Source organism: Pseudomonas sp. C8002 (genome assembly GCF_013385765.1).
Taxonomy (GTDB): Bacteria; Pseudomonadota; Gammaproteobacteria; order Pseudomonadales; family Pseudomonadaceae; genus Aquipseudomonas.
The window spans coordinates 40,817-57,284 of record NZ_JACAPJ010000017.1; the positions used below are offsets into that span (position 1 = coordinate 40,817).

Sequence of the window (16,468 nt, forward strand, 5' to 3'; positions counted from 1 at the left end):
GCGCTACGGCCGCCGGGGCCGCAGCTGATGGATTGGCGAATCAGCGCTGGGCAGCCTTGGGAGCGGCGACGCTGTTGTCATGGATCAATTGGGTGATCATCGCGTCGGCTTCGGCCAACTGGCGGTCGTAAACGTTGGTGGTGAACGACGCCTTCTGCGGCGCCTGCTGGGCCAGTACCGGGCCGCTCTGGTCGTGCAGGTCGACGTCGACCACGGTAGACAGGCCCACGCGCAGCGGGTGCTTGGCCAACTCATCGGCGTTCACATGGATACGCACTGGCACCCGTTGCACGATCTTGATCCAGTTACCGGTGGCGTTCTGCGCCGGCAGCAAGGCAAACGCGCTGCCCGTGCCCGCGCCGAGGCTGTCGACGGTGCCACTGAATTTCACGTCGCTGCCGTAGATATCGGATTCGATATCCACCGGCTGGCCGATACGCATATTGCGCAGCTGGGTTTCCTTGAAGTTGGCGTCGATCCACAGTTGATCCAGCGGGATCACGGCCATCAGTGCAGTACCCGGCTGGACCCGCTGGCCCAGTTGCACGGTACGCTTGGCCACATAGCCGGTCACCGGTGCGATCAGGGTGCTGCGGGCGTTGGTCAGGTAAGCCTGGCGCAACTGTGCGGCGGCAGCCTGCACGTCCGGGTGGGACGAAATCACCGTGTCATCCACCAGGGCGCTGCTGGTCTTGAACTGTTGCTGCACGTTGGCCAAGGCGTTTTGCGCCGAGGTCAGGTCGTCACGGGCGTGGGACAGTTCTTCCTGGGAAATCGCCCCGCCGGCAGCGAGGTTCTTGCGTCGGTTGTAGTTGTCCTGGGCCTTTTGCACGTTGGCTTGTTGCGCCAGCACCTGGGCTTTCATGCCATCGACGTTGCTGTACAAGCCACGCACCTGGCGCACGGTGCGGGCCAGGTTGGCCTGGGCACTTTGCAGGCCGACGGCCGCGTCGTTGGGGTCGAAGTTGATCAGCACCTGGCCTTCATGCACCAGGTCGCCGTCGTCGGCGCCGATGCTCACCACGGTGCCGGTCACCAGCGGGGTAATTTCCACCACGTTGCCATTGACGTAGGCGTCGTCGGTGCTTTCGCTGAAGCGGCCATACAATTCGTACCAACCCCACACGCCCAAGGCGCCGAGGATGACGATCAGCGCCAGCACAAACAGCATGACTTTGCGTTTGCGCGGATTGCTGGTGTTGGGTTGTTCAGCCTTGTTTGTTTCAGGAGCGTTGTTGCTGGTTTCGGCAGTGGCCATGACAAGTACCTTGAATTATTCAGTGCGCGTGGCTGGGGTGGTCGAGGCCACGTTATCGGCGTGGAAACCGCCGCCCAGGGCCTGCATCAGTTGAATCGAAAGATCGATTTGCTCGGCATTCAGGGTGGCCAACTGACGCTGGGCCTGGAGCAGTTGCTGTTCGATGCTGAGCACGTCCAGGTAATTGCCGATACCTGAGCTGTAACGCTGGACGCCGGTGTCGTAGGACTGCTGGGCAATGTCAGCGGCGTGTTGCTGGGCCTGGATCTGGCGGCCGGTCTCGCGCAATTGCGAGAGTGTGTTGCCGATATCGCCCAAGGCTTGCACCAGGGTTTTGTTGTACTGGGCCACGGCCAGGTCGTAGTCGGCGTCGCGAGCGTCGAGGTCGGCGCGCAGGCGGCCGCCGTCGAAGATCGGCAGCGAGATGGTCGGCGCTATGCTGAAGAAGCGGCTGGCCGAACCAAACATCGCATCCCCCAGCAACGACTCTGCCCCGGCGCTCGCGCTCAGGTTGAGGTTGGGGTAGAAACGGGTCTTGCTGGCCGCGATGTTCTTGCTCGCCGCCTCCACCCGCCAGCGTGCGGCGATCAGGTCCGGGCGACGGCCCACCAGCTCGGCAGGCAACACCGAAGGCACCGCAACCGCGCTCGGCTTGAGCACGTTGGGGCGTACCAGTTCGCTGCCACGGTCCGGGCCTTTGCCGAGCAACACCGCGAGGGCGATCTTCGCGCTCTGCAGTTGTTTTTCCGCATCGATCAGTTGCGACTGGGAGCTGGCTTCCAGGCTTTCGGTTTGCTGGTACTGGTACTGGCTGTCGATCCCGGAGTTCAGGCGACGCTGGCCCAGGTCGAGCATCTGCCGGGTGCGCTTGAGGTCATCATTGGCCAGGTCACGTACGATATGGGCCTGGCCCAGGTCGCTGTAGGCCTTGGCGACGTTGGCCGCCAGGGTCAGGCGCGCGGCCTGTTGGTCGACTTCGGCGGCGCGGGCCTGGCCCAGCGCGGCTTCCCAGGCGGCGCGCTGGCCGCCCCACAGGTCGAAGTTGTAATTGAAACTGGCACCGATGTTGCGCACGGTGGCGTAGGCATCGCCCTGGCCCAACGGGTCCTGGTCCTTGGCCAGGCGCGAACGGCTGACACCGGCGCTGGCATCCAGGGTCGGCATGCGCTCGGCGTCGGCGGCATAGGCAGCGGCTTCGGCCTGGTGAGCGCGGGCGCTGGCCACTTGCATGTCGGGGCTGTTCTGCAGGGCTTCCTGGATCAGGCCGTCGAGCTGTGGATCGCCAAGGCCTTTCCACCAGTCGGCGGTGGGCCAGGCAGCGGTGGACAGGGTCACGCCGCTGAGGGATTTGCCGGTTTGCAGGTTATTGGCTTCGAGGCGTTTGCCTTCTGTGTCCAAGCCGCTGAAATTGGCACAACCGGCCATAGTCATGGCCACCAGCACAAGGCTGAGGCCGGCACGCAAGGAGCGATTGTTCATGCACTACCTACCCGCTGGATGGTGATGGGGTCACCCGCAGCTATCAGAATTTTCTTCAGGATTTTTTCCAGGGCTTGCAATTCACCCGGCTCCAGCGCGCCCGCCAACTGGTTCAAGGCCTGGGCACCGATGTGCGGCAGCATGTCGGCCACGCGCTGGCCTTCGGCGGTCAGCACCAACTGCACCTGGCGCCGGTCCTGCTCGGAACGCTTGCGCGCCAGCAGGTCCTTTTGTTCCAGGCGGTCGAGCATGCGGGTCATGGAGCCGCTGTCCAACGACAGGTTGCGGCACAGCTCGGCCGGGGTGTCGACGCCGTACTGGGCCATGATGATCAACACCTTGAACTGCGCGGCCGTGATGCCGTGGGGTTCCATGTGGGTGTCGATGATCTTGTCTTTGAGCAGCGCAGCCCGGCCCAGCAGCAGGCCGAGGTGGCAGTTGTGGAAGTTTTCGGGGGTGAAGTGCTTCATCGTGACCAGCCTATTAACTGCCTAAGCAGTGAATGTGTGACACGATGTTACTGCCTAGGCAGCGAATGTCAAACGAATAGTTAGGTTGCTTGCTAATTAGCGGATAAATGGTGGGAGCCAGGCTCCCACCATTACCGTGGACGGATCAGAAATCGCGCTTGTAGAAAATATCCAGGGAGCTGGCCACACCGCTGGCCACTTCCAGGTACACCTTCTTGCTCAGCAAATAGCGCAAGGCGATGGTGTTGGCCGGCTCGAACACCCCCACGCCATAACGCAGGCTGAGCTTCTCGGAGATCTTGCCGCTGGCCACCACGGCGGTGTTGTTGCCACTGCCCTGGGTGTCCAGTTCAAAGTCCTGGATGCCCAGGTTCTTGGCGATGTCCGACGTGACCCCGGCACTGCCCATCAACCCAAGACCCAGCGCCGCTTCGGCCAGCATGTTGTTGTCCTCACCGTTGGTGGTGCGCGAACGCCCCAACACCAGGTACGACAATGCATCCTCTTGGGCCATGGCCGGCTCCGAGAAAATTTGCGTAGTCGGCTGCTCGGCACTGCCGCTCAGACGAATACCGGCGGTGACGGTCCGGGACGGCTCGGTGGTGATCCGCACCGCTTCGATATCCAGGAACGGCTGGTCAATCGGCCCGGCAAACAACAATCGCGCGCGGCGCACAGTCAGGCGCTGGCCGTAGGCCCGGTAGCGGCCGTCGTTGAGCCACAGTTCGCCACGGGTGTCCATGTTGTCGCCGATGTGCACATGGCCTTGCAGGTTGGCGGTGAGGCCAAACCCGGCGAAGCTCAGCTTGTCCTTGCCTACCTCCACATCGATGTCCATCGCCATGGCCATCGGCGGCTTGCCCTCTTCGGTCTGGCTGCCGACGATCACCGTGTCATCCGAGACCTTGACCGTCGATGGCGGCAATTCCCGCACGGTGATCTCGCCCTTGGGAATCTGCACCTTGCCGGAGATCGCCAGCTTGTCGTTCTTCATGCTGATCTTCAGGTCGGGCGCCACCTCCAGGGCCGCGTACGGTTCCACGGTGACCGGCAGTTGCGTGCCTTGCAGCGCGATATCCACCGCCAGGGCCTGGCCCCAGTCGATCTGCCCCTTGATAGTGCCCTGCCCGGCCTTGCCGCTGCGCCAGCCGCCATTGAGCTGCACGCTTTCGCCGGCAATCAACGCCTGGATATTCAGGCCTTCAATGCTGGTGGGCAGTTCCGGGCCGGAGATTTCCCCCCCCACCAGGTTGATGCTGCCGTTGACCTGAGGCGCCAGCAGGCTGCCGCCGATTCGCCCGTTACCGTTGAGCTTGCCGTTGAGCTTCTCGACCATGGGTACAAAGGGGCGGGCCACCGCGAGGTCGAGGCCGGTCAGGGTGAAGTTGCCGGTGATCGGCTTGTTCTTCGCCAGCGGATTGAGCTGCGCCTGCAACAGCAACTCGCCGAGCTTGCCGCCACGGAAATTGAGCTGGGTGTCGATGCGCGTGGGGTTGAGGGTGGTTTCCAGCTTCAGCGTGTCGTAGGGGAAATCCAGCCACTGGTCCTTGTCCTTGACCCGCAGGGTACCGCCGCTGGCGTCCACCGAGACCACGCCTTTGGGGCCGCTGGCCGGCAGGTCGAGCTGCACGTCGGCATTGAGCTTGCCCTGCCAGGCGAAATCCTTGGGCAACCACTGCGCCAGGCTATCGATCGGGAACTGCTTGAGGTGGTAACGCAGCTTCGGCTCGGGCATCAGGCGCTGGTCTTCGCCGCACAGGCTCGCCGGGCCGGAGACCCAGCAGTGCGCCGCAAAGGTCAGCTTGCCATCGGCCAGGCGCTCGATCTTCGCCGGCGCTTGCAGCTTCCAGTCCTGGCCACCGGCTTGCACATCGCCGCTGGCCAGGCGCCCGCGCCAGTTGCCTTTGTCGAGGTTGCCGTCCAGGGCCAGGGCCAGCTTGAGCAACGGGCCGGCCAGGTCGAGCTGGACTTTCTGGCTTTTGATATCGCCCTGGGCGCTGGCACTGAAGGTGCCGAGCTGGGTTTCACCGGCCTGGATGCCACTGCCTTTCAGGTCGACTTTGGCGCGCTGGGCATTATCCAGGTTCGCGTCCAGGGTCAGGTTTTGCAGGCGGTTATCTTCAAACGCCAGTTGCTGGCCAACCAGGTTGAGCTTGCCTTGCGGCGCTTTCAGGGTGCCGGCGACGTCGAGGCGACCATTCATCTGCCCGCGCAGTTGCGGCCAGAGCTGGGCGAGGCGCGTCAGCTTGATGTCGATCTGCCCGGCAAGGCGCTGTTGCAGGCTGCCGCTGCCATAGATGCGGTTGTCGCCGAGGCGAATGTCCAGGGTGCCGAGGGTCCATTGCTCGCCTGCGCCTTCGGCCTTGGCCTGGAGCACGGCAGGTTGGCCACGCAGACGGCCCTTGAGGTCGAGGTCGGCATTGAGCTTGAGTTGCTCGTTCTTCATTTCGCCCTTGCTGCGCAACGGGCCCGCGAGGGTGCCGGGCAACTCCGCGACCCAATACGCCGGGTTGATCGCCGACAAGTCCAGCGCCGTGTCCCAGGCGATACCATCGGCAAATTGCAGGTTCAGGTGGCCTTCGGCCTTGCCCTGACCAGCCGCGAGTTTCAACTCGGGGAGGAACACTTGCTTGAGGTCGCCACTGAACGGGCTGGCCAGGCTGAACTTGCCCGCAGGGCCGTCGAGGTCGGCCTTGAAGTTGCCCAGATAGTTGCCGTCCTTGTAGGAAACTTCACCATTGAAGGTACGCAAGGCCACCTGGGGTTCGTCGATCACGGGGTACAGGCGATGCCACGGGAAATCCAGCCAGTCGATTTTCGCGTCGGCGCTGAAGCCTTGCTGCCAGTCCAGATTGGCACTGAGCTTGAGGCTTTGTTTGTCACCGGCATTCAAATCCAGCCCGGCGATCTGCGCGCCCTTGGCGTCGACCTTGCCTTGCAGCAGCAGGTCCACCGGGCCTTTTTCCGCGGGCAGTACGGCTTTGCCCAGCAACTGGTAACCGTTGCTCAGGTCGCCCTTGGCGGTCAGGTCCAGCTGATTGAGTTGCAGGGTATCGGGCAAATCGGCGCTGGGTTTGAAGCCGTCGGCGGTGATGTGCAACTGCGCCGGCAGGTTTTCCACCAGCGGTTGCAATTCGCCGCTGAGCTTGGCCGGCAGGTAGCCGCTGCTGTCGGCGTCGAGCTTGAGGGTCTTGAGCAAATCGCCATCGACCTTGAGCGCCAGCGTCCAGGGCGCACCGCCCGGCGCGTAAGGCAGGCTCAGGTTGCCGCTGGCGGCCAGCGGCCAATTGCCGGTGGGTTGCAGCAGGCCGGACAGGTCAAGGACCAAACCGTCCCGTTGCAGGTGCACCGAATCGATCTGCATCCCGGCGGCAGTCCAGTGCGCCGCCAGCTGCAGGCCCTGGAGCTCTTCGCTGCCATTGAACAGCAGGCTGCCAACGCGGATGTCACCCAACTGAAGGGCGACCGGCAGTTTCAGATCCGGCAGGGTAATCGGGCCGCTGCTTTCTTCGGTGCCGGGTGGAAATTGCAGGCTCACCTGCTCCACATCCAGTTGGTTGATGCACAAGGTCATGCGCATCAAACAGGCCGGCGACCAGTCGAACTTTGGCGACTGAAGCTCCACGCGGCTGCTGTCCTGCTGCCATAACAGATGGTCGGCACTCCACTGCCCGCCCAGGCGACCCTGGAAATTCTCCACGGTCAAACCCGGCACCTGGCCCAGCACCCACCGGCTGCCGGCTTGGGTACCCAGCACCGTCCACAGTGCCAGCACTATCGCTGCGAGGACCGCCAGCACGGCCAGCCCCGCTATTTTCAAACCACGCATCACAGCTCAGGCCCCATGGAAAAGTGCAAACGAATGCCGCCCGGATCTTCGAGGGCATGGGCCAGGTCGAGGCGGATCGGGCCGACCGGCGACACCCAGCGCACGCCAACACCCACACCGGTTTTCAGGTTCGGCATTTCCAGGGTGTTGAACGAGTTGCCTTGGTCGATAAAGGTCGCGATCCGCCATTTTTCGGCGATGGAATATTGATACTCGGCGCTCAGGGCCACCATGTAGCGGCCGCCGATGCGGTCGCCGCGATCATTTTCCGGGGACAGGGTCTGGTACTCGTAACCCCGCACGCTCTGGTCGCCACCGGCAAAAAAGCGTAACGACGGTGGCACGGATTTGTAGCCGTTGGTGGCACTGCCGCCAAACTGCGCCCGGGCCAGGAAACGATGGTTATCCCACAGGGTGGTCAGGCCCTTGATGGTCGCCGTGCCGTAAAGCAGATTGGTGTCGGAACCCAAGCCTTCCTTGGCGACCTTGGCGTCGAACAGCAGGCGATAGCCGTTGTGCGGGTCGATGCGGTTGTCGCTGCGCAGGTAGGAATAACTGATGCCGGGCATCAGCAGCGTACTCAGGCCCGAGTCGTTGCCCAGGCGATATTCTTCACGCTGCCATTTAAGCGAGATCACCCGCGTCCAGCCGCTGGGCAACTTGCTGTGCCACTCGGGGCCGAGGGTGAGCAGTTTACTCAGGGTGTCGGTGTTGGCGATTTCTTCATTCTGGTAGCCGCCGGCAAAGCGCAATTTGTCGGTCAGTGGCGGGTCCATGGGAATGTCGTACCACAACCCGACGTTCTGCCGAGGCGCGGAAAGCTCGGCTTCCCAGCCATAACTGTGGCCCTGGGGGTTGACCCAGTGGCGCGTCCAGTTGGCCTTGCCCCGCGGGCCGACATCGGTCGAGTAACCGAGGCCCAGACCCATGGTGCGCGGCTTGCGGGTTTCAAGTTGCACGGCCACCGGGATCACGTCATTGGTCGAAGCGGCCGGGGCAGCGTCCACCCGCACGCCCTCGAAAAAGCCGCTGGATTGCAGGTTCTGGTTGAGTTCGGCGATCAGTTCGGAGTCGTAAGGCGCGCCGCTCTTGAACGGCACCATGCGTTGCAGCAAGTCTTCATCAAACGGCGTGTCGCCGGCAAAGCTGACCTTGCCCAAGGCGTAGCGTGGGCCGCTGTCATAAATGAGTTCGATATCGGCCACGCCCGCCTTGGGGTCGACCGAGAGTTTCTGACTGGTAAAGCGCCCGCTGAAAAAGCCGTAGCGTGACGCCTGGTTCTGGATGACGCGCTTGGCGTCTTCGTAGTTGCCGTGGTTGAGCACGGCGCCGGATTTGAGTTGGTCGCTGGCGGGCACGCGAAAGGCTTTGAGGTCGGCGGCCTGGCCATCGACCCGAATCGTCACATTGCGCAAATGCACCGGTTCGCCGGGGTCGATGGTGAGGATCAGGCGCGGGTTCTTGCCGCCCTTCACATCGCTGGCAATCTGCGGTTGATAGTAGCCCAACGCCTGGGCAGCCTTGCGGGCCTGCTCCTCGGCGCCACGGCTGAACCGCAGCAGGGCTTCTTCGTCACGATCGCCGACCCCGCCGATATAGCCTTCGATGTTGGCTTTCAACGCGTCGTTTGAAGGCTTGATGCGCACATCCAATTCGCTTTGCGCCAAGGCGCCGCAGCTCGTGAACAGCAGAATCAAGCCGCTGGTAAATCTTCCTGGAAACTTCATAGGCCGGGATGCTACACGAGCTTGGGAGCGAGTTAGAACCCGGATTTGTCTGAATAATTCTGTCTTAAACCGTTGCAGCCTGTAACACCTGCGGATTTGCGTGAAAGAACACGTGTTCCAGTACCGGTCCTACAGCGACCTCGCCGATCTCTTCATAGCCCTGGCGCTTATAGAATTCCAGATAGCGAGAATTCCCCGTGTCCAGCACCACGCCCGAGGAATGCGGGTCTTCGGCGCACCAGTTGTGCACCGCTTCCAGCAGTTGCTCACCGTAGTGCTTGCCCTGGAATTGCGGGTGAATCCCCAGCAACGGCAGCACATGCACCGAATCCGAGGGCAGGCACGCCAGCACTGCCTGATGGTATTCCAGATAACGCCGGGTACCGCGCACACCGGTACTCAGCCACATGCGCAACTGCCAGGCCCAGCTTTCGGTGATGCCCAGGCGGCGGGTCGGTGGCGCGATCAGGGCGATGCCGATCAGCCGGTCGTTGACCAACAGGCCAATCGCCGGGAGTTTCTGGAAGAAGTGCTGCTTGACCAGTTCACGTACCGTGGCGCGCACCCGCTGTTCGTAACCGGGACGTTCGGCTTCGAAGATGTAGGCGAACGTCGGCTCATGGCGATAGGCCTGGTACAACAGCGAACGGGCTTCGCGGGAATAGCCGCTGTCGAGCATGTGGATCTGGGCGATGGCAGTCGAGGTGTCAGGCATAACAGTGAATCTCCCCTGGGCGCTGACTCAAAAGGTCGCGCTCTTGTTATTACGAACGTCTGCGGCACTGTTTCGTTCAGTGTAGCCACCGGACGCCGCTTCGTAGCCCAACGCAGCCTTGTGCCTCGGCAGCTGCTACAAGGCTGGCTCCCGTCCTACATTGTCGGCTAGCATCGCCCTTTTGCCAGACTGGACCGCCGACCATGAAAATCGTGTCTTTCAATATCAACGGGCTGCGCGCCCGCCCTCATCAGCTGGCGGCACTGATCGAGAAACACCAGCCGGACGTGATCGGCCTGCAGGAAACCAAGGTCCACGACGACCAGTTCCCGCTGGATGAGATCAAGGCCCTCGGCTATCACGTGTATTACCACGGGCAGAAAGGCCACTACGGTGTTGCCCTGCTCTCGCGCCAGGAACCGCTGGCGCTGCACAAAGGCTTTGCCAGTGACGAAGAAGACGCCCAGCGCCGGTTTATCTGGGGCACCTTCGCCGACGCCAACGGCAACCCGATTACCATCATGAACGGTTATTTCCCACAGGGCGAAAGCCGCGACCACCCCACCAAGTTCCCGGCCAAGCAGCGCTTCTACGAGGACCTGCAAACCCTCCTGGAGTCGCGGTTCAGCAATGACCAGGCCGTGGTGGTGATGGGGGATGTGAATATTTCCCCGGAAGACTGCGACATCGGCATCGGTGCCGACAACGCCAAGCGCTGGCTGAAGACCGGCAAGTGCAGCTTCCTGCCGGAAGAACGCGAGTGGATGGCCCGCCTGAAGAACTGGGGCCTGGTGGACAGCTTCCGCCACCTCAACCCGGATGTGGCAGACCGCTTCAGCTGGTTCGATTACCGCAGCCGTGGTTTTGAAGACGAGCCAAAGCGCGGGCTGCGAATCGACGTGATCCTGGCTTCCCAAGGCTTGTTGCCCCGGGTGAAGGATGCCGGTGTGGACTACGACCTGCGCGGCATGGAAAAACCCTCCGATCATGCACCGATATGGCTGGAATTGAGCTGATTTCTTAACAGCAGCGCCGTTAAATGTGGGAGGGGGCTTGCTCGCGAATACGGAGTGTCAGTCACCGGATACGTCGACTGACACACCGTATTCGCGAGCAAGCCCCCTCCCACACTTTTTGACGGCGTGATGCCGGTCATATTGCTGAAACCTCTCTGACTTAATCTCGCGGCACTCCCTTTGGCTTGAGAAGGTGCCGGCATGATGCTGCGCGTTCTATCCCTGCTGGCCCTGCTCAGCGCATTTCCCCTCGCCGCTTTTTCCACCCCACTGCCCTTCCCCGAACATGGCCCGGCCTTGCGCATCCAGGGTTCCAATACCATCGGCGCGGCACTTGGCCCGGCGCTGGTCAAGGGGCTGATGGAGCAACAGGGGTTGCAAGCGGTGCACAGCGAGCCATCTGACCAGGCCAACGAACAGCACATCGTCGGCAAGACTCGCCAGGGCCAGAAGGTGACGGTGGAAGTGGCGGCCCATGGTTCCAGCACCGGGTTCGCAGCCCTGAAAAACGCCAACGCCGACCTCGCGGCGTCTTCCCGGCCGATCAAGGACAGCGAACTGGTGGACCTCGAAGCCCTCGGCGACCTGAAAAGCCCCGACGCCGAACAGGTCATCGCCATTGACGGGCTGGCGATCATCCTCAACCCACGCAACCCGTTGGGGACGCTGAACACCGCGCAACTGGCGCAGATCTTCAGCGGCGAAGTCTCGACCTGGGAACAACTGGGCGGCATCGGTGGCCAGATTCACCTGTACGCGCGGGATGATCAATCCGGCACCTATGACACCTTCAAGGAACTGGTGCTCAGCCGGCGCGGCAAGTCGTTGGATGGCAGCGCCAAGCGCTTCGAATCCAGCGAGCAGTTGTCGGATGCTGTCAGCCATGACCCCCAGGGCATCGGTTTTATCGGATTGCCCTATGTGCGCCAGGCCAAGGCGGTGGCCATCGTCGATGGCGACTCGCAGCCGATGCTGCCGCTGAACAGTTTGATCGCCACCGAGGACTACCCACTGTCACGCCGGTTGTTCTTCTACCTGCCACCTGTTGCACAAAACCCCTGGGCCAAGGCCCTGGTGGACTTTGCACAAAGCAGCAAGGGCCAGGCGATCGTCGCCGCCAACGGTTTTATCGCACAGCAGGTGCAGGCCATGGCGGTGGAACCACGGGCGCCGATGCCCGGGGATTACCAGGCGATTGCCCGACAAGCGCAGCGCCTGACGGTGAATTTCCGGTTTGAGGAAGGCAGTGCCAGCCTCGACAACAAGGCGCGCCAGGACCTGATGCGGGTAGTGGCTTATATAAAGAGCCACGGCAAGCTGGACAAGCAGGTGACGCTGGTGGGGTTTGGGGATGCCAAGAGTGATGCGCAGCGGGCGGCGCTATTGTCGAAGTTGCGGGCGATGGCGGTGCGCCGGGAACTGGTTAAAAGCGGCGTGGTGCTGAGGGACATTCAGGGGTTCGGTGCCGAGATGCCGGTGGCGGCAAATACAGCAGATGAGGGACGGATCAAGAACCGGCGGGTGGAGGTCTGGGTGTATTGAGGACGCGGAGCGTCCGGGGCAGCATTCCCACGCAGAGCGTGGGAACGATCAACTGGCCTCATCGCGGCAAGCCCGGCTCCCACAGTTGGCTGCATTCCCCTGTGGGAGCTGGCTTGCCTGCGATGAAGACACCTCGGTTTTACTGCCCGCTGCGCATCATTTCCCGCGGCACATACTTGCCGATCTCGAACTTGCCGATTGCTGCGCGGTGCACTTCGTCCGGGCCATCGGCCAGGCGCAGGGTGCGCTGCATGGCGTACATGTAGGCCAGCGGGAAGTCATTGGATACGCCGGCGCCACCGTGGATCTGGATGGCGCGATCGATCACCCTCAACGCCACGTTCGGCGCCACCACCTTGATCTGGGCGATTTCGCTTTTCGCGACCTTGTTGCCCACGGTGTCCATCATGTAGGCAGCTTTCAGGGTCAGCAGGCGCGCCATGTCGATTTCCATCCGCGAGTCGGCGATCTTGTCGATATTGCCACCCAGGCGGGCCAGCGGCTTGCCGAAGGCGGTACGGCTGACGGAACGCTTGCACATCAGTTCCAGCGCGCGCTCGGCCATGCCGATGGAACGCATGCAGTGGTGAATACGGCCCGGACCAAGGCGCCCCTGGGCAATTTCAAAGCCCCGGCCTTCGCCCAGCAGGACGTTTTCGTACGGCACGCGGACGTTTTCAAACAGCACTTCGGCGTGGCCATGGGGTGCGTCGTCGTAGCCGAACACCGGCAGCGGGCGCACGATCTTCACACCGGGCGCATCCACTGGTACCAGGATCATCGAGTGCTGCTGGTGACGCGGCGCATCCGGGTTGCTCAGGCCCATGAAGATCAGGATCTTGCAGCGCGGGTCACAGGCGCCGGAGGTCCACCATTTTTTACCGTTGATCACCCACTCGTCGCCGTCGCGCTCTGCACGGGCGGCCATGTTGGTGGCATCGGAGGAAGCCACGTCCGGCTCGGTCATGGCAAATGCCGAGCGGATTTCGCCGCGCAGCAGCGGTTCGAGCCAGCGCTGTTTTTGCTCTTCGTTGGCGTAGCGCACCAGCACCTCCATGTTGCCGGTATCCGGTGCCGAGCAGTTGAACGGCTCTGGCCCCAGCAAGGAGCGGCCCATGATTTCGGCCAGGGGTGCGTATTCCAGGTTGGTGAGGCCGGCGCCCAATTCGGATTCCGGCAGGAACAGGTTCCACAGGCCTTCGGCTTTAGCCTTGGCTTTCAACTCTTCCATGATCGCGGTGGGCTGCCAGCGGTCACCTTCGGCAACCTGGCGTTCGAATACAGGCTCGGCCGGGTAAACGTAGGCGTCCATGAACGCGGTGACGCGTTCACGCAGTTCCTGAACCTTGGGCGAATAGGCGAAATCCATGGGCAGCACCTTCTCAATGGAGGTTGTTGAGGTCATGAATCGATGCTAGAACAGCGTTGATAATTTACCTAGCCTATTCTCGGCGTGTATTAACATTCATCACCGATATATGATCGGCGTATGGACACCTAACAATAAGAGCGCAGCGAAATGAATCTGAGCAAGGTCGACCTCAACCTCTTCATCGTCTTTGACGCGATCTACACCGAAGCCAACCTGACCCGCGCCGGGCAGATTGTCGGGATTACTCAACCTGCGGTGTCGAACGCTCTGGCCCGCCTGCGGGAGACCTTCAACGATCCGCTGTTCGTGCGCACAGCCCAAGGCATGGTGCCCACGCCCATGGCCCAGAACATCATTGGCCCGGTGCGTAACGCGCTGTCGCTGCTGCGGGTGTCGGTACAGGAAAGCCGGATCTTCAACCCGCAACAGGCGGCCAAGACCTACCGCATCAGCATGACCGACCTCACCGAAGCGGTGATTCTGCCGCCGCTGTTCCAGCGCCTGCGCCGCCTGGCACCGACGGTGGTAATCGAGAGCTTCCTGTCAAAGCGCCGGGAAACCACCAAGGAACTGGCGGCCGGTCGCCTGGACTTCGCCGTGGATGCGCCGCTCAACACCGACCCGCAAGTGCGCCACGTCAAGCTCATGGAAGACCGCTACGTGTGCGCCATGCGCAAGGGCCATCCGATGGCGGGCAAGGACAAACTGACGCTGGATGACTACCTGTCGCTGACCCACATTCATATCTCCAGCCGGCGCAACGGCCTGGGCCATGTCGACCTGGCGCTGGGCAAGATGGGCCTGCAACGCAAGATCGCCCTGCGCTCCCAGCACTACCTGATGGCCTCGCAGGTGCTGCAGCAAACCGACATGGTAATGACCGTGCCGGAGCGCTTCGCACGGCGCCATGAACTGCACTGGTTCAACCTGCCGGTGAATGATGTGCCGATGGTGGAAACCCATCTGTACTGGCATGAAAGCACCGACCAGGATCCGGCCAACCGCTGGATGCGCGAGCAGATGATCGAGTTGTGCCAGCAGGTGACGGCCCATGAGAAGAAGCTGGACAAACTGTAGGAGCGAGCTTGACGTTAACGTCAACCAGCCATTAGCTTAACGCTCAAGACACTCCTTGAGCGCCCTCATGAGCACGACCTACAGCATCTCCGACCTCGCCCGCGAGCTCGACATCACCACCCGCGCCATTCGCTTCTATGAAGAACAAGGCCTGCTGTCCCCGGAACGCCGGGGCCAGGAGCGCATTTATTCGCCCCGCGACAAAGTCAGCCTGAAGCTGATCCTGCGGGGCAAGCGCATCGGTTTTTCCCTGGCCGAGTGCCGGGAACTGATCGAACTCTACGACCCTACCAGCGGCAACCAGAAACAGCTGCACAGCATGCTGGCGAAAATCGCCGAGCGCCGCGAGCAGCTGGAACAACAGTTGCTCGACATCGAACAGATGAAGCTCGAACTGGACACCGCCGAAGAGCGTTGCATCCAGGCGCTGGAACAGACCATTCAGGGCCAGGTTGGCCATTCATAAAAGGTAGCTGCCATGTCCCTCCCCTCTCATGTGCGCCTGGTGGAAGTGGGCCCCCGCGACGGCCTGCAGAATGAAGCGCAACCCATCAGCGTCGCCGACAAGGTGCAATTGGTGGACGCCCTGAGTGCCGCCGGCCTGGGTTACATCGAAGTCGGCAGTTTTGTGTCGCCCAAATGGGTACCGCAGATGGCCGGGTCGGCCGAGGTGTTTGCGCAGATCCAGCGCAAGCCGGGCGTGACCTATGGCGCGCTGGCGCCAAACCTGCGGGGTTTTGAAGATGCACTGGCGGCGGGCGTGAAAGAAGTGGCCGTATTTGCGGCGGCTTCCGAGGCGTTTTCCCAGCGCAATATCAACTGCTCCGTCAGCGAAAGCCTGGAACGCTTCGTGCCGATCATGGCCGCGGCCAGGCAGCATGGTGTGAGTGTGCGGGGTTATGTGTCGTGTGTGTTGGGTTGCCCTTATGAAGGTCAGGTCGCGCCGGAACAGGTCGCGGCAGTCGCTCGCGAGCTGTTCGCCATGGGCTGCTATGAGGTGTCCCTGGGCGACACGATTGGCACCGGCACTGCAGGCGCAACACGCCGGATGTTCGAGGTGGTCGGCGCGCAGGTGCCACGGGACAAGCTGGCCGGGCACTTCCATGACACCTATGGCCAGGCCATCGCCAATATCTACGCCAGCCTTGAGGAAGGTATCCAGGTGTTCGACAGCTCTATTGCGGGCCTCGGCGGGTGCCCCTATGCCAAGGGGGCCAGCGGTAACGTTGCCACTGAAGATGTGTTGTACCTGCTCAATGGCTTGGGCATCGAGACGGGTATCGACATGGACAAGCTGATTCTGGCGGGTCAGCAGATTTGTACGGTACTCGGCCGCCCCACCGGTTCGCGCGTGGCGAAGGCTCGCAGCGCCGGTTGAGTAGTGCGCTTGTGACGATGTGTTACCTCGCGGCTACACATCGGGTAACACGGGAACATATTTTGTCGCATTTCCTGAAGGAAATTTCTCGCCTAAAAATCAAGCCATTGATTTTAAAGGACTTTATAAAGTTGGCACGGCTTCTGCTATCTCTATTGCATAACAAGAATAAAAAGCACCAAACCTAATAAAAATAAGACGTAACGACTCTGACATAACAAAAACAACACGGCAGAGACGCAGCTAACAGATTTTTTTGGAGAAGATGTGCTTCGCAGGGTACGGCTTGCCGAAACCCGCAACCGGATAGAGAAGAACAAAAAACTACCTCAAGGTAGCTACCCACTGGTTGGATCGCGTGCGAAGAAGCAGATCAGCGCTCAAAAAAATACGTTTGCTCTTGACCCCGGATGGGGGTCGCCAAAAACAGCGGTAAAGGGCCACGGTTGCCAAAAACAACAATAGACCGCCCCTCAATAATAAAAAAAGAGCACGCAACGACAAATTAAAGGGGACCTTCGGGTCCCCTTTGTGCTTTCTCGGGGAAGGTGATTTGCGTGTATATCCGTTTTTTGGGTGATGGCTGAGATTGGTTCCGCTCTTAC

12 protein-coding genes are annotated in these 16,468 nt (G+C 61.7%); 5 read left to right on the plus strand and 7 right to left on the minus strand.

Going from position 1 to position 16,468, the window contains the following annotated elements:
* Positions 1 to 40: 40 nt before the first annotated feature.
* From HX814_RS22785 to HX814_RS22810, 6 genes are all read right to left on the minus strand, one after another.
* On the minus strand, positions 41 to 1,258 hold the full coding sequence (locus HX814_RS22785; protein ID WP_003211788.1) for an efflux RND transporter periplasmic adaptor subunit: 1,218 nt from the start codon (positions 1,256 to 1,258) through the stop codon (positions 41 to 43).
* 15 nt (positions 1,259 to 1,273) lie between these two features.
* Entirely contained in the window at positions 1,274 to 2,737 is a 1,464-nt protein-coding gene (locus tag HX814_RS22790) for an efflux transporter outer membrane subunit (RefSeq protein WP_177009135.1), read from the minus strand.
* On the minus strand, positions 2,734 to 3,207 hold the full coding sequence (locus HX814_RS22795) for a MarR family winged helix-turn-helix transcriptional regulator (protein WP_177009134.1): 474 nt from the start codon (positions 3,205 to 3,207) through the stop codon (positions 2,734 to 2,736). Before HX814_RS22795 ends, HX814_RS22790 begins: the two co-directional genes overlap by 4 nt.
* A 145-nt stretch (positions 3,208 to 3,352) precedes the next feature.
* Positions 3,353 to 7,036 carry a translocation/assembly module TamB domain-containing protein gene (locus tag HX814_RS22800; RefSeq protein ID WP_177009133.1) on the minus strand — a complete coding sequence of 1,228 codons (3,684 nt, stop codon included), beginning with the start codon at positions 7,034 to 7,036 and terminating at the stop codon, positions 3,353 to 3,355.
* Positions 7,036 to 8,763, minus strand: a complete 1,728-nt coding sequence (locus tag HX814_RS22805) for an autotransporter assembly complex family protein (protein ID WP_177009132.1) — start codon at positions 8,761 to 8,763, stop codon at positions 7,036 to 7,038. The genes HX814_RS22800 and HX814_RS22805 overlap by 1 nt, the downstream gene beginning before the upstream one ends.
* A 64-nt stretch (positions 8,764 to 8,827) precedes the next feature.
* Positions 8,828 to 9,478 carry an N-acetyltransferase gene (locus HX814_RS22810; protein ID WP_003211798.1) on the minus strand — a complete coding sequence of 217 codons (651 nt, stop codon included), beginning with the start codon at positions 9,476 to 9,478 and terminating at the stop codon, positions 8,828 to 8,830.
* Positions 9,479 to 9,681: 203 nt separating this feature from the next.
* On the opposite strand from HX814_RS22810, the gene xthA reads away from it, so the two are divergent.
* Positions 9,682 to 10,494, plus strand: a complete 813-nt coding sequence (gene xthA / locus HX814_RS22815; RefSeq protein WP_177009131.1) for an exodeoxyribonuclease III — start codon at positions 9,682 to 9,684, stop codon at positions 10,492 to 10,494.
* Between the two features lie 201 nt (positions 10,495 to 10,695).
* The gene (locus HX814_RS22820; RefSeq protein ID WP_102605508.1) at positions 10,696 to 12,036 is read left to right on the plus strand and encodes a substrate-binding domain-containing protein; all 1,341 of its coding nucleotides are present in this window, start codon (positions 10,696 to 10,698) and stop codon (positions 12,034 to 12,036) included.
* Positions 12,037 to 12,175: 139 nt separating this feature from the next.
* On the opposite strand, the gene HX814_RS22825 is transcribed toward HX814_RS22820, so the two are convergent.
* Positions 12,176 to 13,405, minus strand: a complete 1,230-nt coding sequence (locus HX814_RS22825) for an acyl-CoA dehydrogenase (RefSeq protein WP_177009130.1) — start codon at positions 13,403 to 13,405, stop codon at positions 12,176 to 12,178.
* Between the two features lie 150 nt (positions 13,406 to 13,555).
* Between HX814_RS22825 and HX814_RS22830 the strand changes: the two genes are divergently transcribed.
* From HX814_RS22830 to HX814_RS22840, 3 genes are all read left to right on the plus strand, one after another.
* A complete protein-coding gene (locus HX814_RS22830; RefSeq protein ID WP_003211805.1) occupies positions 13,556 to 14,485 on the plus strand; it encodes a LysR family transcriptional regulator in 930 nt (309 codons plus the stop codon).
* 67 nt (positions 14,486 to 14,552) lie between these two features.
* On the plus strand, positions 14,553 to 14,951 hold the full coding sequence (locus HX814_RS22835) for a MerR family DNA-binding transcriptional regulator (protein WP_102369517.1): 399 nt from the start codon (positions 14,553 to 14,555) through the stop codon (positions 14,949 to 14,951).
* Positions 14,952 to 14,963: 12 nt separating this feature from the next.
* Complete coding sequence (locus tag HX814_RS22840; RefSeq protein WP_177009129.1) at positions 14,964 to 15,863, plus strand: hydroxymethylglutaryl-CoA lyase; 900 nt, start codon at positions 14,964 to 14,966, stop codon at positions 15,861 to 15,863.
* Positions 15,864 to 16,468 lie beyond the last annotated feature (605 nt).

Excerpts from the sequence above, each read along its gene's own strand:
- HX814_RS22820 (WP_102605508.1), top strand. The coding sequence starts at position 10,696 with ATGATGCTGCGCGTTCTATCCCTGCTGGCCCTGCTCAGCGCATTTCCC.
- HX814_RS22835 (WP_102369517.1), top strand. The coding sequence starts at position 14,553 with ATGAGCACGACCTACAGCATCTCCGACCTCGCCCGCGAGCTCGACATC.
- HX814_RS22805 (WP_177009132.1), bottom strand. The coding sequence starts at position 8,763 with ATGAAGTTTCCAGGAAGATTTACCAGCGGCTTGATTCTGCTGTTCACG.
- HX814_RS22790 (WP_177009135.1), bottom strand. The coding sequence starts at position 2,737 with ATGAACAATCGCTCCTTGCGTGCCGGCCTCAGCCTTGTGCTGGTGGCC.
- HX814_RS22830 (WP_003211805.1), top strand. The coding sequence starts at position 13,556 with ATGAATCTGAGCAAGGTCGACCTCAACCTCTTCATCGTCTTTGACGCG.
- HX814_RS22825 (WP_177009130.1), bottom strand. The coding sequence starts at position 13,405 with ATGGATTTCGCCTATTCGCCCAAGGTTCAGGAACTGCGTGAACGCGTC.
- HX814_RS22810 (WP_003211798.1), bottom strand. The coding sequence starts at position 9,478 with ATGCCTGACACCTCGACTGCCATCGCCCAGATCCACATGCTCGACAGC.
- HX814_RS22785 (WP_003211788.1), bottom strand. The coding sequence starts at position 1,258 with ATGGCCACTGCCGAAACCAGCAACAACGCTCCTGAAACAAACAAGGCT.
- xthA (WP_177009131.1), top strand. The coding sequence starts at position 9,682 with ATGAAAATCGTGTCTTTCAATATCAACGGGCTGCGCGCCCGCCCTCAT.
- HX814_RS22840 (WP_177009129.1), top strand. The coding sequence starts at position 14,964 with ATGTCCCTCCCCTCTCATGTGCGCCTGGTGGAAGTGGGCCCCCGCGAC.
- HX814_RS22795 (WP_177009134.1), bottom strand. The coding sequence starts at position 3,207 with ATGAAGCACTTCACCCCCGAAAACTTCCACAACTGCCACCTCGGCCTG.
- HX814_RS22800 (WP_177009133.1), bottom strand. The coding sequence starts at position 7,036 with ATGCGTGGTTTGAAAATAGCGGGGCTGGCCGTGCTGGCGGTCCTCGCA.